This is a genomic window from Anaerostipes sp. CAG:276 (genome assembly GCF_000432215.1).
Lineage (GTDB): Bacteria > Bacillota > Clostridia > Lachnospirales > Lachnospiraceae > Anaerostipes > Anaerostipes caccae.
The window spans coordinates 67,708-85,090 of the sequence record NZ_FR889201.1 but is presented as its reverse complement, the minus strand read 5'-3'; the positions used below and the strand labels follow the sequence as shown (position 1 = coordinate 85,090).

Annotated in this window: 16 protein-coding genes and 1 pseudogene; 1 reads left to right on the top strand and 16 read right to left on the bottom strand. The window is 46.3% G+C overall.

Translation table 11 applies throughout. The annotated features are described in order from the left end of the window. The 10 genes and pseudogenes from QVP35_RS16655 to upp all read right to left on the bottom strand — a co-directional run. Positions 1–129 (bottom strand): annotated as a pseudogene (locus tag QVP35_RS16655) (sporulation protein); the annotation flags it as partial. A 119-nt stretch (positions 130–248) separates the two neighbouring features. After that, positions 249–1,121 (bottom strand): DUF5688 family protein, encoded by an 873-nt coding sequence (locus QVP35_RS13060; protein WP_006565569.1) that lies wholly within the window; start codon positions 1,119–1,121, stop codon positions 249–251. 151 nt (positions 1,122–1,272) lie between these two features. Next, complete coding sequence (gene hisC / locus QVP35_RS13055) at positions 1,273–2,325, bottom strand: histidinol-phosphate transaminase (RefSeq protein WP_009290755.1); 1,053 nt, start codon at positions 2,323–2,325, stop codon at positions 1,273–1,275. Position 2,326: 1 nt separating this feature from the next. Continuing rightward, positions 2,327–3,520: a pyridoxal phosphate-dependent aminotransferase gene (locus QVP35_RS13050; RefSeq protein ID WP_009290754.1), complete on the bottom strand. Its 1,194-nt coding sequence runs from the start codon at positions 3,518–3,520 to the stop codon at positions 2,327–2,329. Positions 3,521–3,600: 80 nt separating this feature from the next. Beyond that, positions 3,601–4,356 carry a 4-hydroxy-tetrahydrodipicolinate reductase gene (dapB, locus tag QVP35_RS13045; protein WP_006565572.1) on the bottom strand — a complete coding sequence of 252 codons (756 nt, stop codon included), beginning with the start codon at positions 4,354–4,356 and terminating at the stop codon, positions 3,601–3,603. Positions 4,357–4,368: 12 nt separating this feature from the next. After that, entirely contained in the window at positions 4,369–5,253 is an 885-nt protein-coding gene (gene dapA / locus QVP35_RS13040; protein ID WP_009290753.1) for a 4-hydroxy-tetrahydrodipicolinate synthase, read from the bottom strand. A 29-nt stretch (positions 5,254–5,282) separates the two neighbouring features. Then, on the bottom strand, positions 5,283–5,771 hold the full coding sequence (locus tag QVP35_RS13035) for a cob(I)yrinic acid a,c-diamide adenosyltransferase (RefSeq protein ID WP_006565574.1): 489 nt from the start codon (positions 5,769–5,771) through the stop codon (positions 5,283–5,285). 121 nt (positions 5,772–5,892) lie between these two features. Continuing rightward, positions 5,893–6,528, bottom strand: a complete 636-nt coding sequence (locus QVP35_RS13030; protein ID WP_006565575.1) for a single-stranded DNA-binding protein — start codon at positions 6,526–6,528, stop codon at positions 5,893–5,895. A gap of 105 nt (positions 6,529–6,633) precedes the next feature. After that, a complete protein-coding gene (gene typA / locus QVP35_RS13025) occupies positions 6,634–8,460 on the bottom strand; it encodes a translational GTPase TypA (RefSeq protein WP_009290752.1) in 1,827 nt (608 codons plus the stop codon). 111 nt (positions 8,461–8,571) lie between these two features. Further along, complete coding sequence (upp, locus tag QVP35_RS13020; protein ID WP_006565577.1) at positions 8,572–9,204, bottom strand: uracil phosphoribosyltransferase; 633 nt, start codon at positions 9,202–9,204, stop codon at positions 8,572–8,574. A gap of 138 nt (positions 9,205–9,342) precedes the next feature. Between upp and hydE the strand changes: the two genes are divergently transcribed. Next, positions 9,343–10,386 carry a [FeFe] hydrogenase H-cluster radical SAM maturase HydE gene (gene hydE, locus QVP35_RS13015; RefSeq protein WP_022261245.1) on the top strand — a complete coding sequence of 348 codons (1,044 nt, stop codon included), beginning with the start codon at positions 9,343–9,345 and terminating at the stop codon, positions 10,384–10,386. Between the two features lie 215 nt (positions 10,387–10,601). Here hydE and QVP35_RS13010 read toward each other — a convergent pair whose 3' ends face one another. The 6 genes from QVP35_RS13010 to QVP35_RS12985 form a co-directional block, all read right to left on the bottom strand. After that, complete coding sequence (locus tag QVP35_RS13010) at positions 10,602–10,823, bottom strand: hypothetical protein (RefSeq protein ID WP_009290750.1); 222 nt, start codon at positions 10,821–10,823, stop codon at positions 10,602–10,604. A 238-nt stretch (positions 10,824–11,061) separates the two neighbouring features. Beyond that, entirely contained in the window at positions 11,062–12,747 is a 1,686-nt protein-coding gene (locus tag QVP35_RS13005) for a S8 family peptidase (RefSeq protein ID WP_009290749.1), read from the bottom strand. Between the two features lie 52 nt (positions 12,748–12,799). Continuing rightward, positions 12,800–13,282, bottom strand: coding sequence for a gamma carbonic anhydrase family protein (locus QVP35_RS13000; RefSeq protein WP_009290748.1), 483 nt, complete (start codon positions 13,280–13,282; stop codon positions 12,800–12,802). A gap of 12 nt (positions 13,283–13,294) precedes the next feature. After that, complete coding sequence (locus QVP35_RS12995) at positions 13,295–15,250, bottom strand: fructose-bisphosphatase class III (RefSeq protein ID WP_009290747.1); 1,956 nt, start codon at positions 15,248–15,250, stop codon at positions 13,295–13,297. An 87-nt stretch (positions 15,251–15,337) separates the two neighbouring features. Further along, positions 15,338–16,747, bottom strand: coding sequence for an ATP-dependent Clp protease ATP-binding subunit ClpX (clpX, locus tag QVP35_RS12990; protein WP_022261243.1), 1,410 nt, complete (start codon positions 16,745–16,747; stop codon positions 15,338–15,340). A 29-nt stretch (positions 16,748–16,776) separates the two neighbouring features. Continuing rightward, positions 16,777–17,383: aminotransferase-like domain-containing protein (locus QVP35_RS12985; RefSeq protein WP_288187915.1), on the bottom strand; the 607-nt coding region annotated here is incomplete at its 5' end.

The window sequence follows — 17,383 nt, the reverse complement described above, 5'->3', positions numbered from 1 at the left end:
AAACGCAATCACCGGATGGGCCAGCATCGCCACAATCCAAGCAGCCACAAAGGGCCATAAGAATCCGATGCACTTAGGCAGGACAAAGATCAGAAGAAAGGCCCCTCCCGCGATCACTATAAGTTCCATGAATATTTCCAGATATATTTCCCAACGTCTCATCTTTCATCACCCCAGCTTTTTAATTATTTACATTATAAAGTAACGTTCTCCGGATGACAAGGTCACAGTCCCTCCGGATGTAAAATTCACACTTTCGACATAAATACATTCTGCCCTTTTTCATAATAGTAAATCCGGTCAGACAATATCTCACCGTCATCCACCACGGTACGGTTTACTTCTTTCACCAGTTCCGAGAGGGCCGCAGGATCACTTCCTTCCTTTTCAGGCACAAGCAGAACCTCATGGATACTGCTGGGAAGAATATAAAATCCACCTTTAATCTGATCGGAAAAACTGTCGAGAATTCCTTCATAGAGGACAGTTCCCGCACCATTGAGTCCCTCTTCATTGGTCAGGACAAACAGCTCTCCTGCCGCATCCATCTGAGGAAATAACTCCTCCATAGGCCGGAGCAGGGGCGGAAAAACTCTCTTTGTATTTGCTTTTGCATCTTTCATGAGCTGATCCTTTGTGATGCCCCATAAGTCAAGATCCTGATTGCGGATCAGAGCACTGGCCATCCCATTCTTGTCATGGTGGGCAAACCACCGGTAAGTCACGGCCAGATCCTCGATTCTCTCACAGGGACAGTCCTTTAACTGTTCTTTGTTCTTCTCATAATTTACAAGACGGAAAAATAGCAGATCCCTCATGTGGCTGTAATCCCTGTAAAGGGAAGCATCGATCGGACTGTCTGCCCTGCTGTCCTCATAGACCGCACCTATCCTGCATAGGATCTCTCCCAGGTCTGCTCCCTCCCGGTAGTCCTCATAATAGGAATCTAAATAAATGATAGGCTGGCAGACTTCTTCTCCTTTTCCGATACAGAGGCCGTTTAAACTGATGTTATTGTTCTTTGTCACCTGCCGGATGGAGGCCTGCTTTTCCTCCGGGTCCTTCACATACTCCAGTATGTGTTCTTCTACATAAGTTAAAAACTCTGGTCTGGTCAACATAACCGTCTCCTTCCTTGCTGAAACGGAAGTCTACGTCATACCCCTCCTCGTATATTCCATATTTTAGAAATAATTACATTATTATCTTAACTCAAAGTTTTTAAAAAAGCAAGCAGTACCGGGAAATTTTCCGTGACCTGCCTGCTTTATCCTATGGCCTTATTTGTTTTTTCAAAAACTTCACCAGAGTCTGCATCTCATCATCTGTGCCGATCGTAATTCTTAAATAATTATCAATTCTGGGCTTGTCAAAATATCGGACATATATTTTTTCTCTCTTTGCTGCTTCGAATAATTCTTTGGCCGGAATAGATTCGTGTGATGCAAAGACAAAATTTGCCTTGGAATCCGCAAATGCAAATCCCAGATTTCTAAGTTCCTCCTGAAACCATTCTCTGGTATTTATAATCTTTTCTCTTGTCTTTTGGAAATATTTTTCATCCTCGATCGCCGCCTTCCCCATAACAATGGCCGGCTCGTTCATCGTGTAAGAATTAAAGGAATACTTCACATCGTTCATAGCCTTGATCAGCTCTTTATTTCCCATGGCATATCCTATCCTGAGCCCGGCAAGAGAGCGGGATTTAGAGTATGTCTGTACGACCAGCAGATTATCATATTCAGGGATAAGGCTTCTCGCGCTCTCACCCCCAAAGTCGATGTAAGCCTCGTCCACGATCACAAGAACATCTCTGTTATGATCTAAAATATCCCTGACTGTCTCCAATTCTAAAAGAGCCCCTGTCGGCGCATTGGGATTCGGAAAGATCACTCCCCCGTTTTCTCCGTAATAATCTCCGGCATGTATGCCGAACTCTTCATCCAATGCTTTGGTCTCATACGGGATCTGAAACAGACTGGCCCAGACATCATAAAAAGAATAGGTAATGTCCGGGAAAAACACCGGCTTTCCGGAATTAAAAAACGTCAGAAAAGCGATGGCTAAAACGTCATCTGAGCCGACTCCGACGAAGACTTCGTCCCGATTCAGACCGTAGTAGGAACTGATCGCTTCTGTGAGATCCGCCGCTGCCGGGTCCGGATATTTTCTCAGATGTTTAATATGGTTTATCGCTTCTAAAACTTTCGGAGAAGGAGGATATGGATTCTCATTGGTATTCAGCTTGATCACACCGTCCTCTTTCGGCTGTTCTCCCGGGGTATACGGGACTACATTTCTTATATTATCTCTCCAAGATTTCATTTTAATTCTCCTTGTATTCATCGATCAGTTTCTGAAACAGGGGCAGCGCCTTCTCAATCCTTTCCGTAGGTACACAGTAGGAAATCCGCACATAACCCGGACATCCAAAGCTGTCCCCCGGAACCATCAGCAGGTCATACTTCTTTGCCCGCTCACAAAATGCGTTGGCGTCCGGTTCCAAAGCCTTGGGGAACAGGTAAAATGCCCCTCCCGGCTCCACACACTCGTAGCCCATATCCGTCAAGGCATTATAAAATAAGTCTTTGTTTGCCTGATATACGGACAGGTCTGCCGTGAGATCAGCACAGTCGCCGACTACCTTCTGATATAAAGCAGGCACACTCACATAAGAAAGCAGCCTTCCTGAAGCGATAAACACGGGCAGAAGATCCGCATAATCTTCCGCCTTACACGGTGCGATGATATAGCCGATCCTCTCTCCGGGAATAGAAAGAGATTTGCTGAAAGAATAACAGACTAATGTGTTATCATAATATTTCGGAACGTGGGGAAGTTCTATTCCGTCATAGACGATCTCCCTGTATGGTTCGTCGGATATGATATAAATGCTGTGGCCTGTCTCTTTCTGCTTCTCTGTGAGAAGCTCCGCAAGCCTCTGAATCGTCTCCCTGGAATAAACGGCTCCGGAAGGATTGTTCGGAGAATTGATCAGCACAGCCTTCGTGTGTACATTGATGGCAGACTTAAGCCTTTCAAAATCAATCTGGAATGTCTCAGTCTCAGCCGGAATCACGGTGAGCTTACATCCGGCTCCCTCGGCATATACCTGATATTCAGGGAAATAAGGCGCAAAGGTGATAATCTCATCCTCCGGCCCGTCCACCAGACTTTTAAAACAAATGCCCACAGCCGCCGCAGCGCCAATCGTCATGAAAATATTATCCGCGCTGTAAGCCGTGTCAAACCTTTTGTTCAATGACTTTGCCACTGCATCCCTTACCTCAAATATGCCCGCATTGCTTGTATATCCATGGACTGCCACCGGATCGCCGTTCTCTATGTACTTCATAGCCGTCTCATCCACTTCCTTCGGGGCAGGAACCGATGGGTTTCCTATACTGAAGTCAAATACATTTTCAGCCCCCACTTCTTTGGCCCTCTCCATGCCGAATTCAAAAATATCCCGGATCACGGAGTGCTGCTTCGATAACTCTAATACTTTTTTTGATAACATAAATCCCACTCTTTCTTTCGTATGTTCACAAAAAGGCAGTACGCATCATCAGCCGTACCGCCTTTGGTTTCAAACAATATTTAACCGATCACGTCGCTCATATCATACATACCGGCCGGTTTGCCCGCAAGGTAGATAGCCGCGCTGACTGCCCCTTTTCCAAAGATTGCTTTGGAGTAGGCCGTGTGATGAAATTCAATGACTTCATCCTGTCCGGCAAAGATCACATCGTGCTGTCCGACTATGGTCCCTCCGCGGACCGCCGAAATGCCGATCTCTTTTTTCGGACGCCTGATCCTTCTCTGACTCCGGTCATAAACATACTCGTACTCGTTGTGAAGCGCTTCATTGACTGCGTCTGCCAGCGCAAGGGCAGTTCCTGACGGTGCGTCTACTTTCAGTTTATGGTGCTTCTCTACGATATCAATATCAAAATCCGCATCTGCCAGCACCTTTGCTGCCGTATTCACAAGCTTTAATAAAACATTAACCCCAAGAGACATGTTGGCAGACCTTAAAATTGCGGTCTTTTTGCTTGTCTCCTCGACTTTTTTTAACTGTTCTTCACTCAGACCCGTCGTACATAAGACAAGCGGTATCTGCTTTTCAGCCACATAGCTTAACAGCCGGTCCGTGGCTTTGGAGGAGGAAAAATCAATGATTACATCGACATCCACATTGCAGTCTTCCAGATTTTTAAATACCGGATACGGATTGTGTCCGTCGTCTTTAAAGTCTATTCCCGCCGCCATGACCGCACTTTCGGATTCTTCGATGATCCCGCTGATCACCTGTCCCATAGCACCGTTGCAGCCGTGCATCATTACTTTTATCATTTGTGCCGCTCCTTAAAGAATTCCTACATTTTTCATAGATTCGATGAGTTCCTGTGCGTGATCTTCTTCCATCTCTGTAAGAGGCCTTCTCACTGCGTTGGCTCCGAATCCCAGCTCTGCCATAGCTCTTTTTACAGGGATTGGGTTTACTTCACAGAACAGTTTATGGATCACGTCCATATACTTCATCTGAAGTTCCTGACTGCCCTTTACGTCTCCGTTTAAGAACTTCATGACCATATCATGGGTCTCCTGCGGTGCGATGTTGGACAAAACAGAGATCACACCTTTGCCTCCGAGAGATAAGACCGGAAGGATCTGGTCGTCATTTCCGGAATACATGTCAAGTTCTCCGTCTGTCAGATAGAGGGCATCCGCAACCTGTGAAAGATTGCCGCTGGCTTCCTTCATACCTACAATGTTCTCCACTGATTTGAAGATCTTTGCCGTCGTCTCAGGCTGAATGTTCACTCCGGTCCTTCCCGGGATATTATACATAATGATAGGAATGTTTACAGAATTACCTATGCTCGTGTAATACTCGACCAATCCTGCCTGTGTGGCTTTGTTATAGTATGGAGTTACAACTAAAAGCCCGTCGCTTCCGACTCTCTCCGACTCCCTGGCGAGATAAAGGGCTTCGTCTGTGCAATTAGCACCTGCCCCGGCAATGACCGGAACCCGTTTGTTGACACAGGAAACACATGCGGCAACGACCTCGATCTGCTCCTTGTGAGACATCGTAGAAGCTTCCCCTGTGGTCCCGCAGATGATGATGCTGTCGGTGCCGTGATTAATCTGATCGTCAATGACCCTCTCAAGCTGGTCATAGTCTACTGATAAGTCTTCTTTCATCGGCGTGATCAATGCAACGCCGGCTCCGGTAAATATAGCCATATACATTCCTCCTAATCTCTTATGTAATCTTATGATTCTTTAATTGTGTTAATGCAGTAGATGTCATCCACCCAGTCCTTCAAAGAATCAGGCAGTCTTCTTCCTGTCATGATGACTTCCAGTTCCTCGTCCCTTCCGGAGACCAGGGCCACCAGTTCCTCCTCAGAAAGAAGTCCAAGATCTAAAAGTCCGAGTACCTCATCAAGCACTAAGACATCGCACTGTCTGGTGTCAATGACCTTCTTCGTATAACAGAGGCCGTTGCCGATGAAATGCTCCTGCTCTTTCTTCTGTTCAGGTGTCAGATCCATATAGTGCTGTTCATACTTCTCAAAACTGAACAGCTGAATCTCTGGTTCCAGGCGTCTTATAAAGCTGATCTCCTCCGTGTCTTTTCCTTTCAGGAATTGAACAATAATGACTTGCTTCCCCTGTCCTGCTGCTTTGATGCAGTGGCCTAAGGCCGACGATGTCTTCCCTTTGCCCTGGCCGCAGTAAACTTCCACTCGTCCTTTCATCTTTTCACCTCAAAGAATCTTCCTTTAGTAATATCGCTTTATTATATCACCATTCCGGCAAAAAATCCATACTTTATCTATCGCGCTGATTTCCCTGTCATGTCCTATAAAACAGGGAGTTTTACTCTTCTTCCGGGACCTTCATTTCCAGTTTGTTCACAGAAACTTCATATGCAGTCCTCTTTACGACTTCAAATTCACTGATCCGCTTCTGGTACTCACGGCTCTGAATCCTTCCCACAAGTTCAATCCTGGCGCCGATTTCTAAACTCCCCGCAAATCTGGCATTCCTTCCCCAGCAGATACAAGGGATATAATCGGATTTCCCGTAAGAACGGTTCACAGCCAGCAGGATATCACAGATTTCTCTTCCGAGGGGTGTCATCCTGTAAACCGGCTGCTTACATATAAACCCGTCCAGCTGGATCTGGTTCGGCTTCACGTCTTCCATGGAATCGAGGAATTCCAAATCCCTTACGAAGACGGATAAAATCAAATGGTTATGGTTTTCTTCATGTTTGTTATACGACCGGAACTGACCGAAAGCCCTGAGATATTTGCCCCGGCAGTCCTTTGTTACGTCCACTAAACGTTCGGAAATCATCAATGGTATTTCATCAGTCGCTTCGCTTAACCTGTTTACTAAAAGTTTGACCATATAAAAACCTTCGCCAAAAATCTCATGGCTGTATTCAAAGGTGGATATAATCTCGCCCGCTACCTCCACTTGATTATTATTGATTCCTTTTTCTGTCATACTTTTTCTCCCTTCTTGTATCAATTCGTGTACTATACAGAGTATTCTAAATTGGCATCAATTAGAAGAAAAATCCTTCGACAAAATATTCGGAAGGTTTTGACATTATTGTTTCTTATACGCCTGTCTTTTTCTCATCGTAGGATCCAGAATCTTCTTTCGGATCCTGATATTTTCCGGGGTGATCTCCAGTAGTTCATCGGTGTCAATAAACTCTAAGGCCTGCTCCAGGCTTAAAATTCTAGGAGGTGAAAGCTTCAGTGAATCGTCAGAGCCTGATGCACGGGTATTGGTAAGCTTTTTCGTCCTGCACACGTTTACTTCAACATCCTCGGCCTTTCCGTTCTGGCCGATCACCATGCCGCTGTAAACCTTCTCTCCGGCTCCAACAAACAGCGTTCCTCTCTCCTGGGCCGCAAATAAGCCATAAGTTACCGTCTCCCCGGTTTCATAAGCGATCAGAGAACCCTGCTTGCGGTACTGAATGTCTCCCTTATAAGGTCCATAACCGTCGAATACTGTATTTAAAATGCCGTTTCCCTTGGTATCTGTCAAAAATTCTCCCCTGTATCCGATCAAACCTCTGGACGGAATAGAGAATTCAAGCCTTGAATAACCGCCTTTGGCAGAACTCATACCCTGAAGTTCACCCTTTCGCTGGCTTAATTTATCGATAACAGCTCCGGCAAACTCTTCCGGCACGTCAACTACGGCAATTTCCATCGGTTCCAGCTTTTTGCCTTTTTCATCTTCTTTATAGAGAACTTCCGCTTTGCTCACTGCAAACTCATACCCCTCACGGCGCATGTTCTCGATCAGTACGGATAAATGAAGTTCTCCGCGGCCGGATACCTTATAGCTGTCTGTGGTATCACTTTCTTCTACTCTTAAGCTGACATCTGTGTTCAGTTCACGGAACAGCCTGTCCCTTAAATGTCTGCTGGTCACATACTTGCCTTCCTGTCCGGCTAAAGGACTGTCATTGACCATAAACTGCATGGCAATGGTAGGCTCTGAAATTTTCTGGAATGGGATAGCTTCAGGCTCATCAAGATCACAAATCGTATCTCCGATGTGAATATCAGAAATCCCTGAGATGGCTACAATCGATCCGATCCCGGCTTCTTTCACATCCACTTTGTTAAGGCCTTCAAATTCATATAACTTGGTGATGCGAACTTTCTGCTGTTTTTCCTCTTCATGGGCGTTTACAACCATGTATTCCTGATTCACCTTGATAGAACCGTTGTCGACCTTACCGACTCCGATCCTTCCCACATATTCATTGTAGTCAATCGTACTGATCAGAACCTGGGTCGGTTTCTCCGGATCTCCCTCCGGCGCCTCGATATGTTCAATGATCGTATCAAACAGCGGCTTCATATCTTTCTTCTCATCGGAAAGATCGGCAACCGCATATCCGCCCTTTGCGGACGCGAAGACAAACGGACAGTCCAGCTGCTTATCGTCTGCGTCCAGTTCCATCAGTAATTCCAGCACTTCATCCACAACTTCATCCGGCCTTGCCTCCGGACGGTCTACTTTATTGACACAGACGATCACGGACAAATCCAGTTCCAGCGCTTTTTTCAATACAAACTTTGTCTGAGGCATAGGGCCTTCAAAGGCGTCTACTACAAGCACCACTCCATTTACCATCTTTAACACACGCTCTACTTCTCCGCCGAAGTCAGCATGTCCCGGTGTATCAATAATGTTGATCTTTACATCATTATAGCGCACGCCGGTATTCTTTGACAAAATCGTGATACCGCGTTCTCTCTCAATATCGTTAGAGTCCATGACTCTTTCTTCCACTTCCTGATTTTCACGGAAGGTACCGCTCTGTTTTAATAATTCATCCACCAATGTGGTCTTTCCATGATCTACATGGGCAATAATCGCAATATTTCTGATATCTTCTCTTACCATCTTATACTCACTTTCCTTTAAAAAACGTCAACTTTTGTAGTTTAGCACATACGGATATAAGATTCAAATATTACTCTCATTGTTTCCCAATGTATTTATCTCATTCATTCTTTATTTCGTTCCGAAAATGCGGTCGCCGGCATCGCCGAGTCCCGGCAGAATATATCCGTTCTCATTTAATCCCCTGTCGATCTCCCCACAGTAAATCTGAATGTCAGGATGTGCCTCTGACAGGCGTTTTACTCCTTCAGGCGCTGCTATAATAGAAACAAACTTTATCTGCTTACCGCCCTTTTTCTTTACAAACTGAACCGCCGCATCCGCAGATCCTCCGGTTGCAAGCATGGGATCTACGATCAGAATCATACGCTGGTCGATCCCTTCCGGCAGTTTGCAGTAATATTCTTTGGGTTCAAGCGTCTCTTCGTCTCTGTACATCCCCACATGTCCTACTTTGGCAGACGGCACCAAGGACAGAATCCCTCCGGTCATGCCAAGTCCTGCTCTGAGGATCGGGACCAGCGCAAGCTTCTTGCCTTTAATAATCGGTGCAGTGGTTGTCTCCATCGGTGTCTTGATCTCGATCTCTTCCATTTCCAGATCCCTGAGCACCTCATAACCCATGAGCATAGAAATTTCTTCCACCAGCGCCCTGAATTCCTTAGTCTTGCACGTTTCATCCCTTAATTGGGAAATTTTATGTTTGATTAACGGATGGCTAAAAACAGTTACATTTTCGTTCATAACAGTTTCCTTTCTGTATCTTCTGTAGTTTCTGATAAAAATTTTATCACAAACAGACCCACATAGAAATCCTTTCTATTCTATTTCTATTATGGTATGATATTTTCACGAATATGCTAAGAAAGGAACCTGATCTTCATGAATCATTTTGAGTTGATCAACCGATTATATAAAGAACAAATTCTGCCGAGAGAAGATTTTATTCGCCTGATCGAACACAGGACAGCGAAGGATGCCGATTATCTTGCATCCCTGGCCCGGAAAGAAGCTCAGAAAATATACGGCACCGGAGTCTTTCCAAGAGGGCTCATTGAATTTACCAACTACTGCAAAAATGACTGTTTATACTGCGGCATCCGCCGTTCCAACCCAAATGTCAGCCGTTACCGTCTGACCGTGGAACAGATCCTCTCTGCATGTGAGAGCGGATATGAGCTTGGATACCGGAGTTTTGTTCTTCAGGGAGGAGAAGATCCTTATTTTCATGATGAGCGTATGGTTTCTATTGTCTCCGCCATGCGCAAAGCCTATCCAGACTGCGCGATCACCCTGTCCCTTGGGGAACGCTCACCGGAAAGCTATCAGACTCTCTATGAGGCAGGGGCCAACCGCTATCTTCTGCGCCATGAGACGGCTACCGAGGAACACTATCAAAAGCTTCATCCAGAAGTGATGTCCCTGGCCCACCGCAAGCAGTGCCTGTGGGACTTAAAAAAAGCCGGCTTCCATGTCGGTACCGGATTTATGGTAGGCGCCCCCGGACAGACAGCTGCCCACCTGGCCGAAGATCTTCTGTTTATCAAAGAGCTGAATCCTAAAATGGTAGGGATCGGGCCGTTCATTCCTCATCACGATACACCTTTTAAGGATGAGCCTTCCGGCACAGCGGACCTCACTACTTACATGATCAGCATCCTGCGCCTGATGAACCACCATCTGCTGCTTCCTTCCACCACGGCACTTGGAACGATCGATCCAAACGGCCGTGAAAAAGGAATCCTGGCCGGCGCCAATGTGGTCATGCCGAACCTCTCCCCGATTGATGTCAGAAAAGATTATGCTCTTTATGACAACAAGATCTGCACCGGAGATGAGGCTGCCGAATGTGTAGGCTGTCTCGGGCGCAGGATGGAGAGCATCGGTTATCACCTGGAATTCAGCCGCGGTGATTACCGGGAATAAAATCTGTCTATATTAGTGAAGCCGGGGATGCGTGTATATCCCCGGCTGTTTTTATTTACCTTTTTGTATTTTTGTTTCTTCTATTTTCTTTTGAACCGGTTCTGGCTTGGGAATCTCAATTCCCTTTAAGCTTTCTGCCTGAAGCTTTATCTCCGGTGTCCTAACAGATGTAAAACTGTCAGACGGCAGCGGCTTCTGATTCAGCAAAAAAATTCCTACGGCTGTTCCATCTGTTCCAGCAGATTTTTAATGTGCTCCACCTTTTCGTCGCCGATACTGGTTTCCTTCTGTTTCCGGACAGCTTTGAGACAACAGTGGTAATCCACTGATCTGAGCCATGCACAAAAAGCCATATCGTCTTTCAGCAAAGGAAGAAAACAGAAGACCTCCAGATAGATCGCCTGCACGATGTCTTTAACTTCACTCTGATAATACAAAAATTTGAGACAAAAACCCTCATCATCTCATGCGTATGGTGATAGAGATACTCGAAGGCCTGTTCGTCCCTGCCTTTTGCCCTCTCTACATAAGGGCACAGCTTTTCATAAATATTATCTCTCTCCATCTTATTACTCCTATGTGTTCTGCTTGTTACTATAAATTAATTATTTCCGAAACATAATAAAAAACTGGAAATAAGACTGCAGCCATGAAGTTTCTTTTATAGTACCGACTCTAACGGATTCTTAAAAAAGCCTGATAAACATCCACGGCTCCAAATCCCCATTCCCTGTTTGGATAATTTCGGTCCGGATCTCTCCTGGCTCCGCGGATCAGATAATTCTTCAGTCTCAGTGTATTCATGATCAAGTCATTTTCTTTGACCTGGCCCCACTCCAGCAGCAGTGCCGCAAGACCGGCGACCACTGACCCTGAAATACTGGCGCCCGTCTTCATCCCAAACCGATTCCTGGGAAGGACTCCGATCACATTGACACCCGGCGCCGCAAAATCCGGCTGTATGGTCATGGTCCTGGGATATCCTCTTCCGCTTTCGATAAAAAAGCTGTTATTACTCTGATTATAAGTGGAAGGGGTAATGACCGGTGCCGCGTTCCCCGGTGCAGTGAGTGTATTATATGGTGTAGGTTCTAAGAAATAGGTCTCATCGGTGATAAAATTCCGGATGGGAAGCCACATGTCAAACTCCCTGCTCCCCACATTTTCGTCTGTCACATGAACCTTCCAGACTCCCTCTGCTGGGGCACGGAATCTCATACGGATAAAAGGAGAACCTGTGGATACGTCAATGGTAAAATAATCTACGATGAGACTCGTCTGTTCCAGCAGAAATGTGATATTCCTTCTGCCCCTATAGCCTCCTGATATTACACCGGTCCTCTGGCCCGAAGGCGATTCGATGTCCACAAAAAACTGGTTTGGCTGAAAGCCCCAAAGTTCCGCTGTAAATCCGTATTCCCCCGGCCCCACCTTTATTTCCACCACAACTTCTCCGTCCGAGAGTGCACCCGCATAGTGATGTTTGGCCTGCCCTTCATTTCCCCCGGTCACAATGATCGCAATTCCCGGCTGGTATGCCAGGGCTGAAATCTGCCTGGCCAGCGGTGAAGTTCCGGTGTGGGAGGAAAGATTGGTCCCAAGTCCCAGATAAATCACAACCGGCATATTAAGTTCATCTGCCTTCTCCAGAACATAGCGGATCGCCAGCATGATATCCGGTTCTGCATAGACTTCCTTTGAAGGATCAATACAGTAATATTCTTTCAAATAGCTTTTTGCCTGTTTCAGTTTTACCACCACCAGTTCGGACCCCGGCGCGATCCCTGAAAAATTCTCTTCCTGTACTTCATTTCCCGCGATCATGCCTGCAAGAAAAGTTCCATGTCCCGATGTATCCTGGCTCGGAACAATCTCCAGGGGATTTTCTGCCTGCAGCGCCTCATCTATCTGCTCTTTTGTGTATTCCGTCCCATATCCATAAGGCATCGGAGGATCTTCTCCCTGTATCGTCTGATCCCATATATATTGAATCTTTGTAGTCTGGTTTCCAAGCTGGAACACAGTATTCGTATAATCGATCCCTGTATCTATGACTGCAGCCAGAACTCCCTGTCCTGTAAGATCAAGCCCCGACCGCCGCACCTGTGCCGCCCCGGTCTCCTCCAGAACCTGCATATCCATAAGACCGTAGCACCTGGGAATTGCATTTCCTGAAAAATTGGAGACAGGGGAAGCAGCCGCCTGCTGCTCATCTACATAGACAATCGCATATTGAAAATTCACCTGAGTAATGCAGTCTGAATGATAAAAGTCCCGAAGTTCATTCGGACTGGTCCTGAATCCGGAAATAAAATCGCGGTAATTTTCATTGACTGCCGCCCCAATACAATCATCCGGCATAAAATTCTCCAAAAAATAATCTTGCTTAATAAGTATGAAACATCTATTTAAATTATGAATTTTTCTCTGTAAGATGATTTTGTGCAGTTTCCACATAATACCGGCTGCTTTCCCTGATATCCCGGATTTCTTCTTCTGTCACCGGACGGACCACCTTTGCGGGACGTCCGAACGCAAGACTTCCGTCCGGGATTACGGTTCCTTCCGTCACAAGGCTTCCCGCCCCAATAAAACAATGTGTGCCTATTTGGGCTCCGTTCATGATGATGCTTCCCATGCCGATCATTGTCTCATCCCCAATGGTACACCCGTGCAGAATCGTGTTGTGTCCTACCGTCACCCGCTCCCCTACGAGGACCGGATGTCCTTCCTCCACATGGACCGTGCAGTTTTCCTGAATGTTAGTCTGGTTTCCGATCTTTATTTGGCTTTCGTCGCCCCTGACCACAGAGGAGAACCAGACAGATACTCCGTCTCCCAATTCCACGTCTCCCAGCACTGCAGCCGTAGGTGCCTGATAATATGTCTTTTCCATAGCGTCTTCTCCTTAGATTCTTTCTGAAATTTCTCCTTTTCGGTATGCTGTCACGAGACAGCCCAGATCCTTAATGCTTTCCTTTATTCGTTTTCCGTTGTCCGTATCCCCGACCCGTTTCCTGCGGATCACCTTTTTCGACAGGACCGTATCTGAATGTATGTCTGTTTCTTCACGGATGACAAAATCCCTTGATTTAAACGGCTCATGGGCAACCAGTTTAATTCCGTAAGAATTAGAAACAAGAGTATAACCTGCAATTCCTGTTTTTTTCTGGTATGCCTTTGAGAAGCCTCCGTCAATGATAAACAGCTTTCCTTTGCATTTGATCGGACTTTCTCCGTCCTTGACAGCGACAGGCATATGGCCGTTGACGACATGTCCTTTCACGCCGTCGGCGTCAAATTCCTCCAGTATCTGATAGAGGACTGCCTCCTCCTCGATCAGCTGATAATAATAATCCTTTGTCTCCTTTTTCAAGACCGGATCATCCACAAAATAGCGCTCGAAGGTGGCCATCTTATCTTTCCCATACACCGGTGAATTTTCATTGGACCATATGTACCACATGATATCCTGGCCATATTTTTTCTTCGGCGAATTTTCCTGCTCAAAATATCCCTGGCGGGCGTGGTGTTCCAGCACATCGTAGAGGGCCTTCCCCGCATATTTCTTTCCGTTGATCTTCACCTGACGGAAACTTCCGTCTGCATTCAGCGGAACGCAGCCATGGTAGAGAACCATGTCGTTATATGTAAGATACATGCTGCCTTTAGAAAAAAGAAACCGCACATGTTCCTGCAGATGAGCACAGTATTTGAACGAAGTGATCAGATGTTCCATCACATACTCTTCTTCTTTGGTCAGCCGGTACGGATCTTTTGGATCGATGGTTGGAAAATGAGTATCCTTTAACGGATATTTTTTTCCCCGGATGCAGATAGTGCCTTTTTCATAGTCGATTTTATCCAGAAGCAGACGCTCCTCCATGGCGAAATCCGGTCTTCTCCTGATCAGGCGTCCCTCCAGCTTAAATTGAATGACGGCAATGGCCTTGTGCATCTTTTTATTCAGGTCCAGCTCCCTGACATCCTCTTCCTGGACATCCCCCGAGATTGTAAACAGTTCACAGGGATCATCCTTGTAACAGTCCAGCGCAAACCTTGCCAGAGGGATGAGATTGATCCCGTATCCGTTTTCCAGGGTGTCGAGATTATTGTATCTGGCGCTGATCCTCACCACATTGGCAATACACGCCCCATGTCCGGACGCAGCCCCCATCCAGAGGATGTCGTGATTTCCCCACTGGATATCCAGAGAATGATAATCCATGAGACAGTCCATAATCCGGTGAGCTCCCGGTCCGCGGTCATAGATATCCCCGATCACATGGAGATGGTCGATGGTCAGCCGCTGGATCAGATGGCCCAGGGCCGCGATCAGTTCCCTGACCTGCCCGGTCTTTAAAATCGTCTCGATGATCTGGTCAAAATACTCGTCCTTGTCCAGCATTCCGTGTTCTGTGATCAATTCCTCCATGATGTACGCAAACACCGGAGGCATCGCTTTCCTCACTTTCGATCTCGTATACTTGCTTGCGGCCAGCTTTGCCATGAGAATCAGCCGGATCAGCGTGGTCCGGTACCAGGAATCCAGCTCTTCTTCGGACAAGTCTTCTTCCATCAGGTCCATCTTCTGCTCGGGATAATAGATGACAGATGCCAGATTCTTCTTCTCTTTGATGCTTAGAATATTGCCGAACTGGTCGTCGATCTTCCCCCTGATCGCCCCGGAACCGTTTCTCAGTATGTGGCTGAATTTCTCGTACTCCCCATGCAGATCGGAAACGAAGTGCTCTGTTCCTTTGGGAAGGTTTAAAATCGCCTGCAGATTAATAATTTCCGCAGAAGCCGCCGAAATATTCGGGTACTGCTTGGACAGTTCTTTCAAATACTTAAAATCATTCATACACAATCCTCCATAAAGCTATTATATCATCTCCTCAGCAAAAATATTAGGCAAAAAGCCAGATCATATGATCCGGCTTTTTTTCTGTTATTGTCCCCGCAGTTCGATCACCGGCGTACCGTGATTTAAGATATAATCCCTGTTGATGATCACTCTTCCGATCGTGTCATCCTTGGGAATCTCAAACATGATATCCAGCATAAATTTCTCTATGATCGCCCTTAATGCGCGGGCACCAGTCTTCTTTTCCAGCGCTTTTTCCGCGATTGCTTCCAGCGCACTTTCGTCAAATATCAGCTCAACTTCATCCAGCTCCAGAAGCTTCTGGTACTGTTTTAAGATTGCATTTTTCGGCTCTTTTAAGATCCTTACCAGCATATCTTTTGACAATCCTTCCAGCGTAAATACCATCGGAAGTCTCCCTAAAAATTCCGGTATCATTCCGTACTCCCGCAGATCATCCACAGTGACTCTGGACAGAATATTCTCGTCTTTGTCAAATTTATCTTTCAGGTCCGCATGGAAGCCGATGGATGTCTGCTTCATGAGACGCTTTTTGATGATTTCATCCAGATCGGGGAAGGCTCCCCCGCAGATGAACAGAATGTTCTTTGTATTAATGGTCGTCATGGGCACCATAGCATTTTTGCTTGTTGCACCTACCGGCACTTCTACCTCCGCGCCCTCTAAAAGTTTTAACAGCCCCTGCTGCACGGACTCTCCGCTGACGTCACGGCTGTTGGTGTTCTGTTTCTTTGCGATCTTATCAATCTCATCGATAAAAATAATACCGTGCTCTGCCTCATCCACGTCATTGTCTGCCGCCTGCAGAAGCTTAGAGAGTACGCTCTCCACATCGTCTCCGATATAGCCGGCCTCCGTCAGAGAAGTGGCATCCGTGATGGCAAGCGGTACCTGAAGAAGCCTCGCCAGAGTCTTTACCAGATACGTCTTTCCGGAACCGGTAGGCCCGACCATGAGCATGTTGGATTTGTCGATCTCGATCTCTTCCATGGTGTTGGTCACCACCCGCTTATAGTGATTGTAGACCGCCACAGACATGACCTTTTTCGCATAGTCCTGTCCTATGACATATTCATCCAGCATAGCCTTGATCTTATGCGGTGCCGGAATATCTCTTAAATTCAGTTCCTTTTTTTCTTTCTTTTTCTTCTTTTTATCTTTCTTCTTCACTGCCTGCACAGGCGGTTCCTGCATATTTTCCATCAGACGGGACAGATCCATATTGTTCAGGTCCATGTTTGTGGCATCGATAAAGCTGAACTGTCCGTTTCCCATACTGTCCATCGTTCTCTGCATACAGTCTACGCAGATATGTATATCCTTGGGAAGTGTGATCATCTTTCCGGCAGCCGATTCCGGCCTGCGGCACAGATAGCAGTAGTGCTCCACATCATGAGGCTCGTCTTTCTCCTCATCAGTTTTTGCAGGCACTTCTTTTTCTTCTAATTCTGTTTCATTTATCTCTTCAGACATTATTTGTACCTCATTTCTTGTAGAAAATATCATACCAGCCGGTAAACTTCCCGGATGGCCTTAAGTCCTTTTATCATATCTTCTTTCTGCATTTTCGTAAAGCCTAAAATATACTGCTCCTTTTCGGGACCCCCATCTATATAATACATCGAAAGGGGATAAATCCTGACTCCCCGTTTCAGCAGTTCTTTTTCAAACCGCCTGGTATCCTGAATAGGAAAATCAACGCGCACATGAAGGCCTGCTCCGGCCCCGTAAACCGTGATCCGGCTGTCGATTTCCTTCAGCTTTTGAATCAGGAGATCGTGCTTTTCTTTATAAACATTTCTCATCCGGTTTAAGTGCCGTTCAAAATGCCCTTCCGACAAAAAAGAGGTGAGAACACTCTGGTCGATCCTGGATACCGCACAGGAGAAAATACCCGCGGTCTTTCTGTATGCAGGCACAAGGCTTTTGGGCAGCACCATATAACCGATCCGTATGGCAGGGGCGATCGCTTTAGAAAAAGTACCCATATATATTACCTTATCACTCTCGTCGATGCCCTGAAGGGCCGGGATCGGCTTTCCATAGTACCGGAACTCACTGTCGTAGTCATCCTCGATAATATACCGTTCTTCCTTTTCTCTGGCCCAT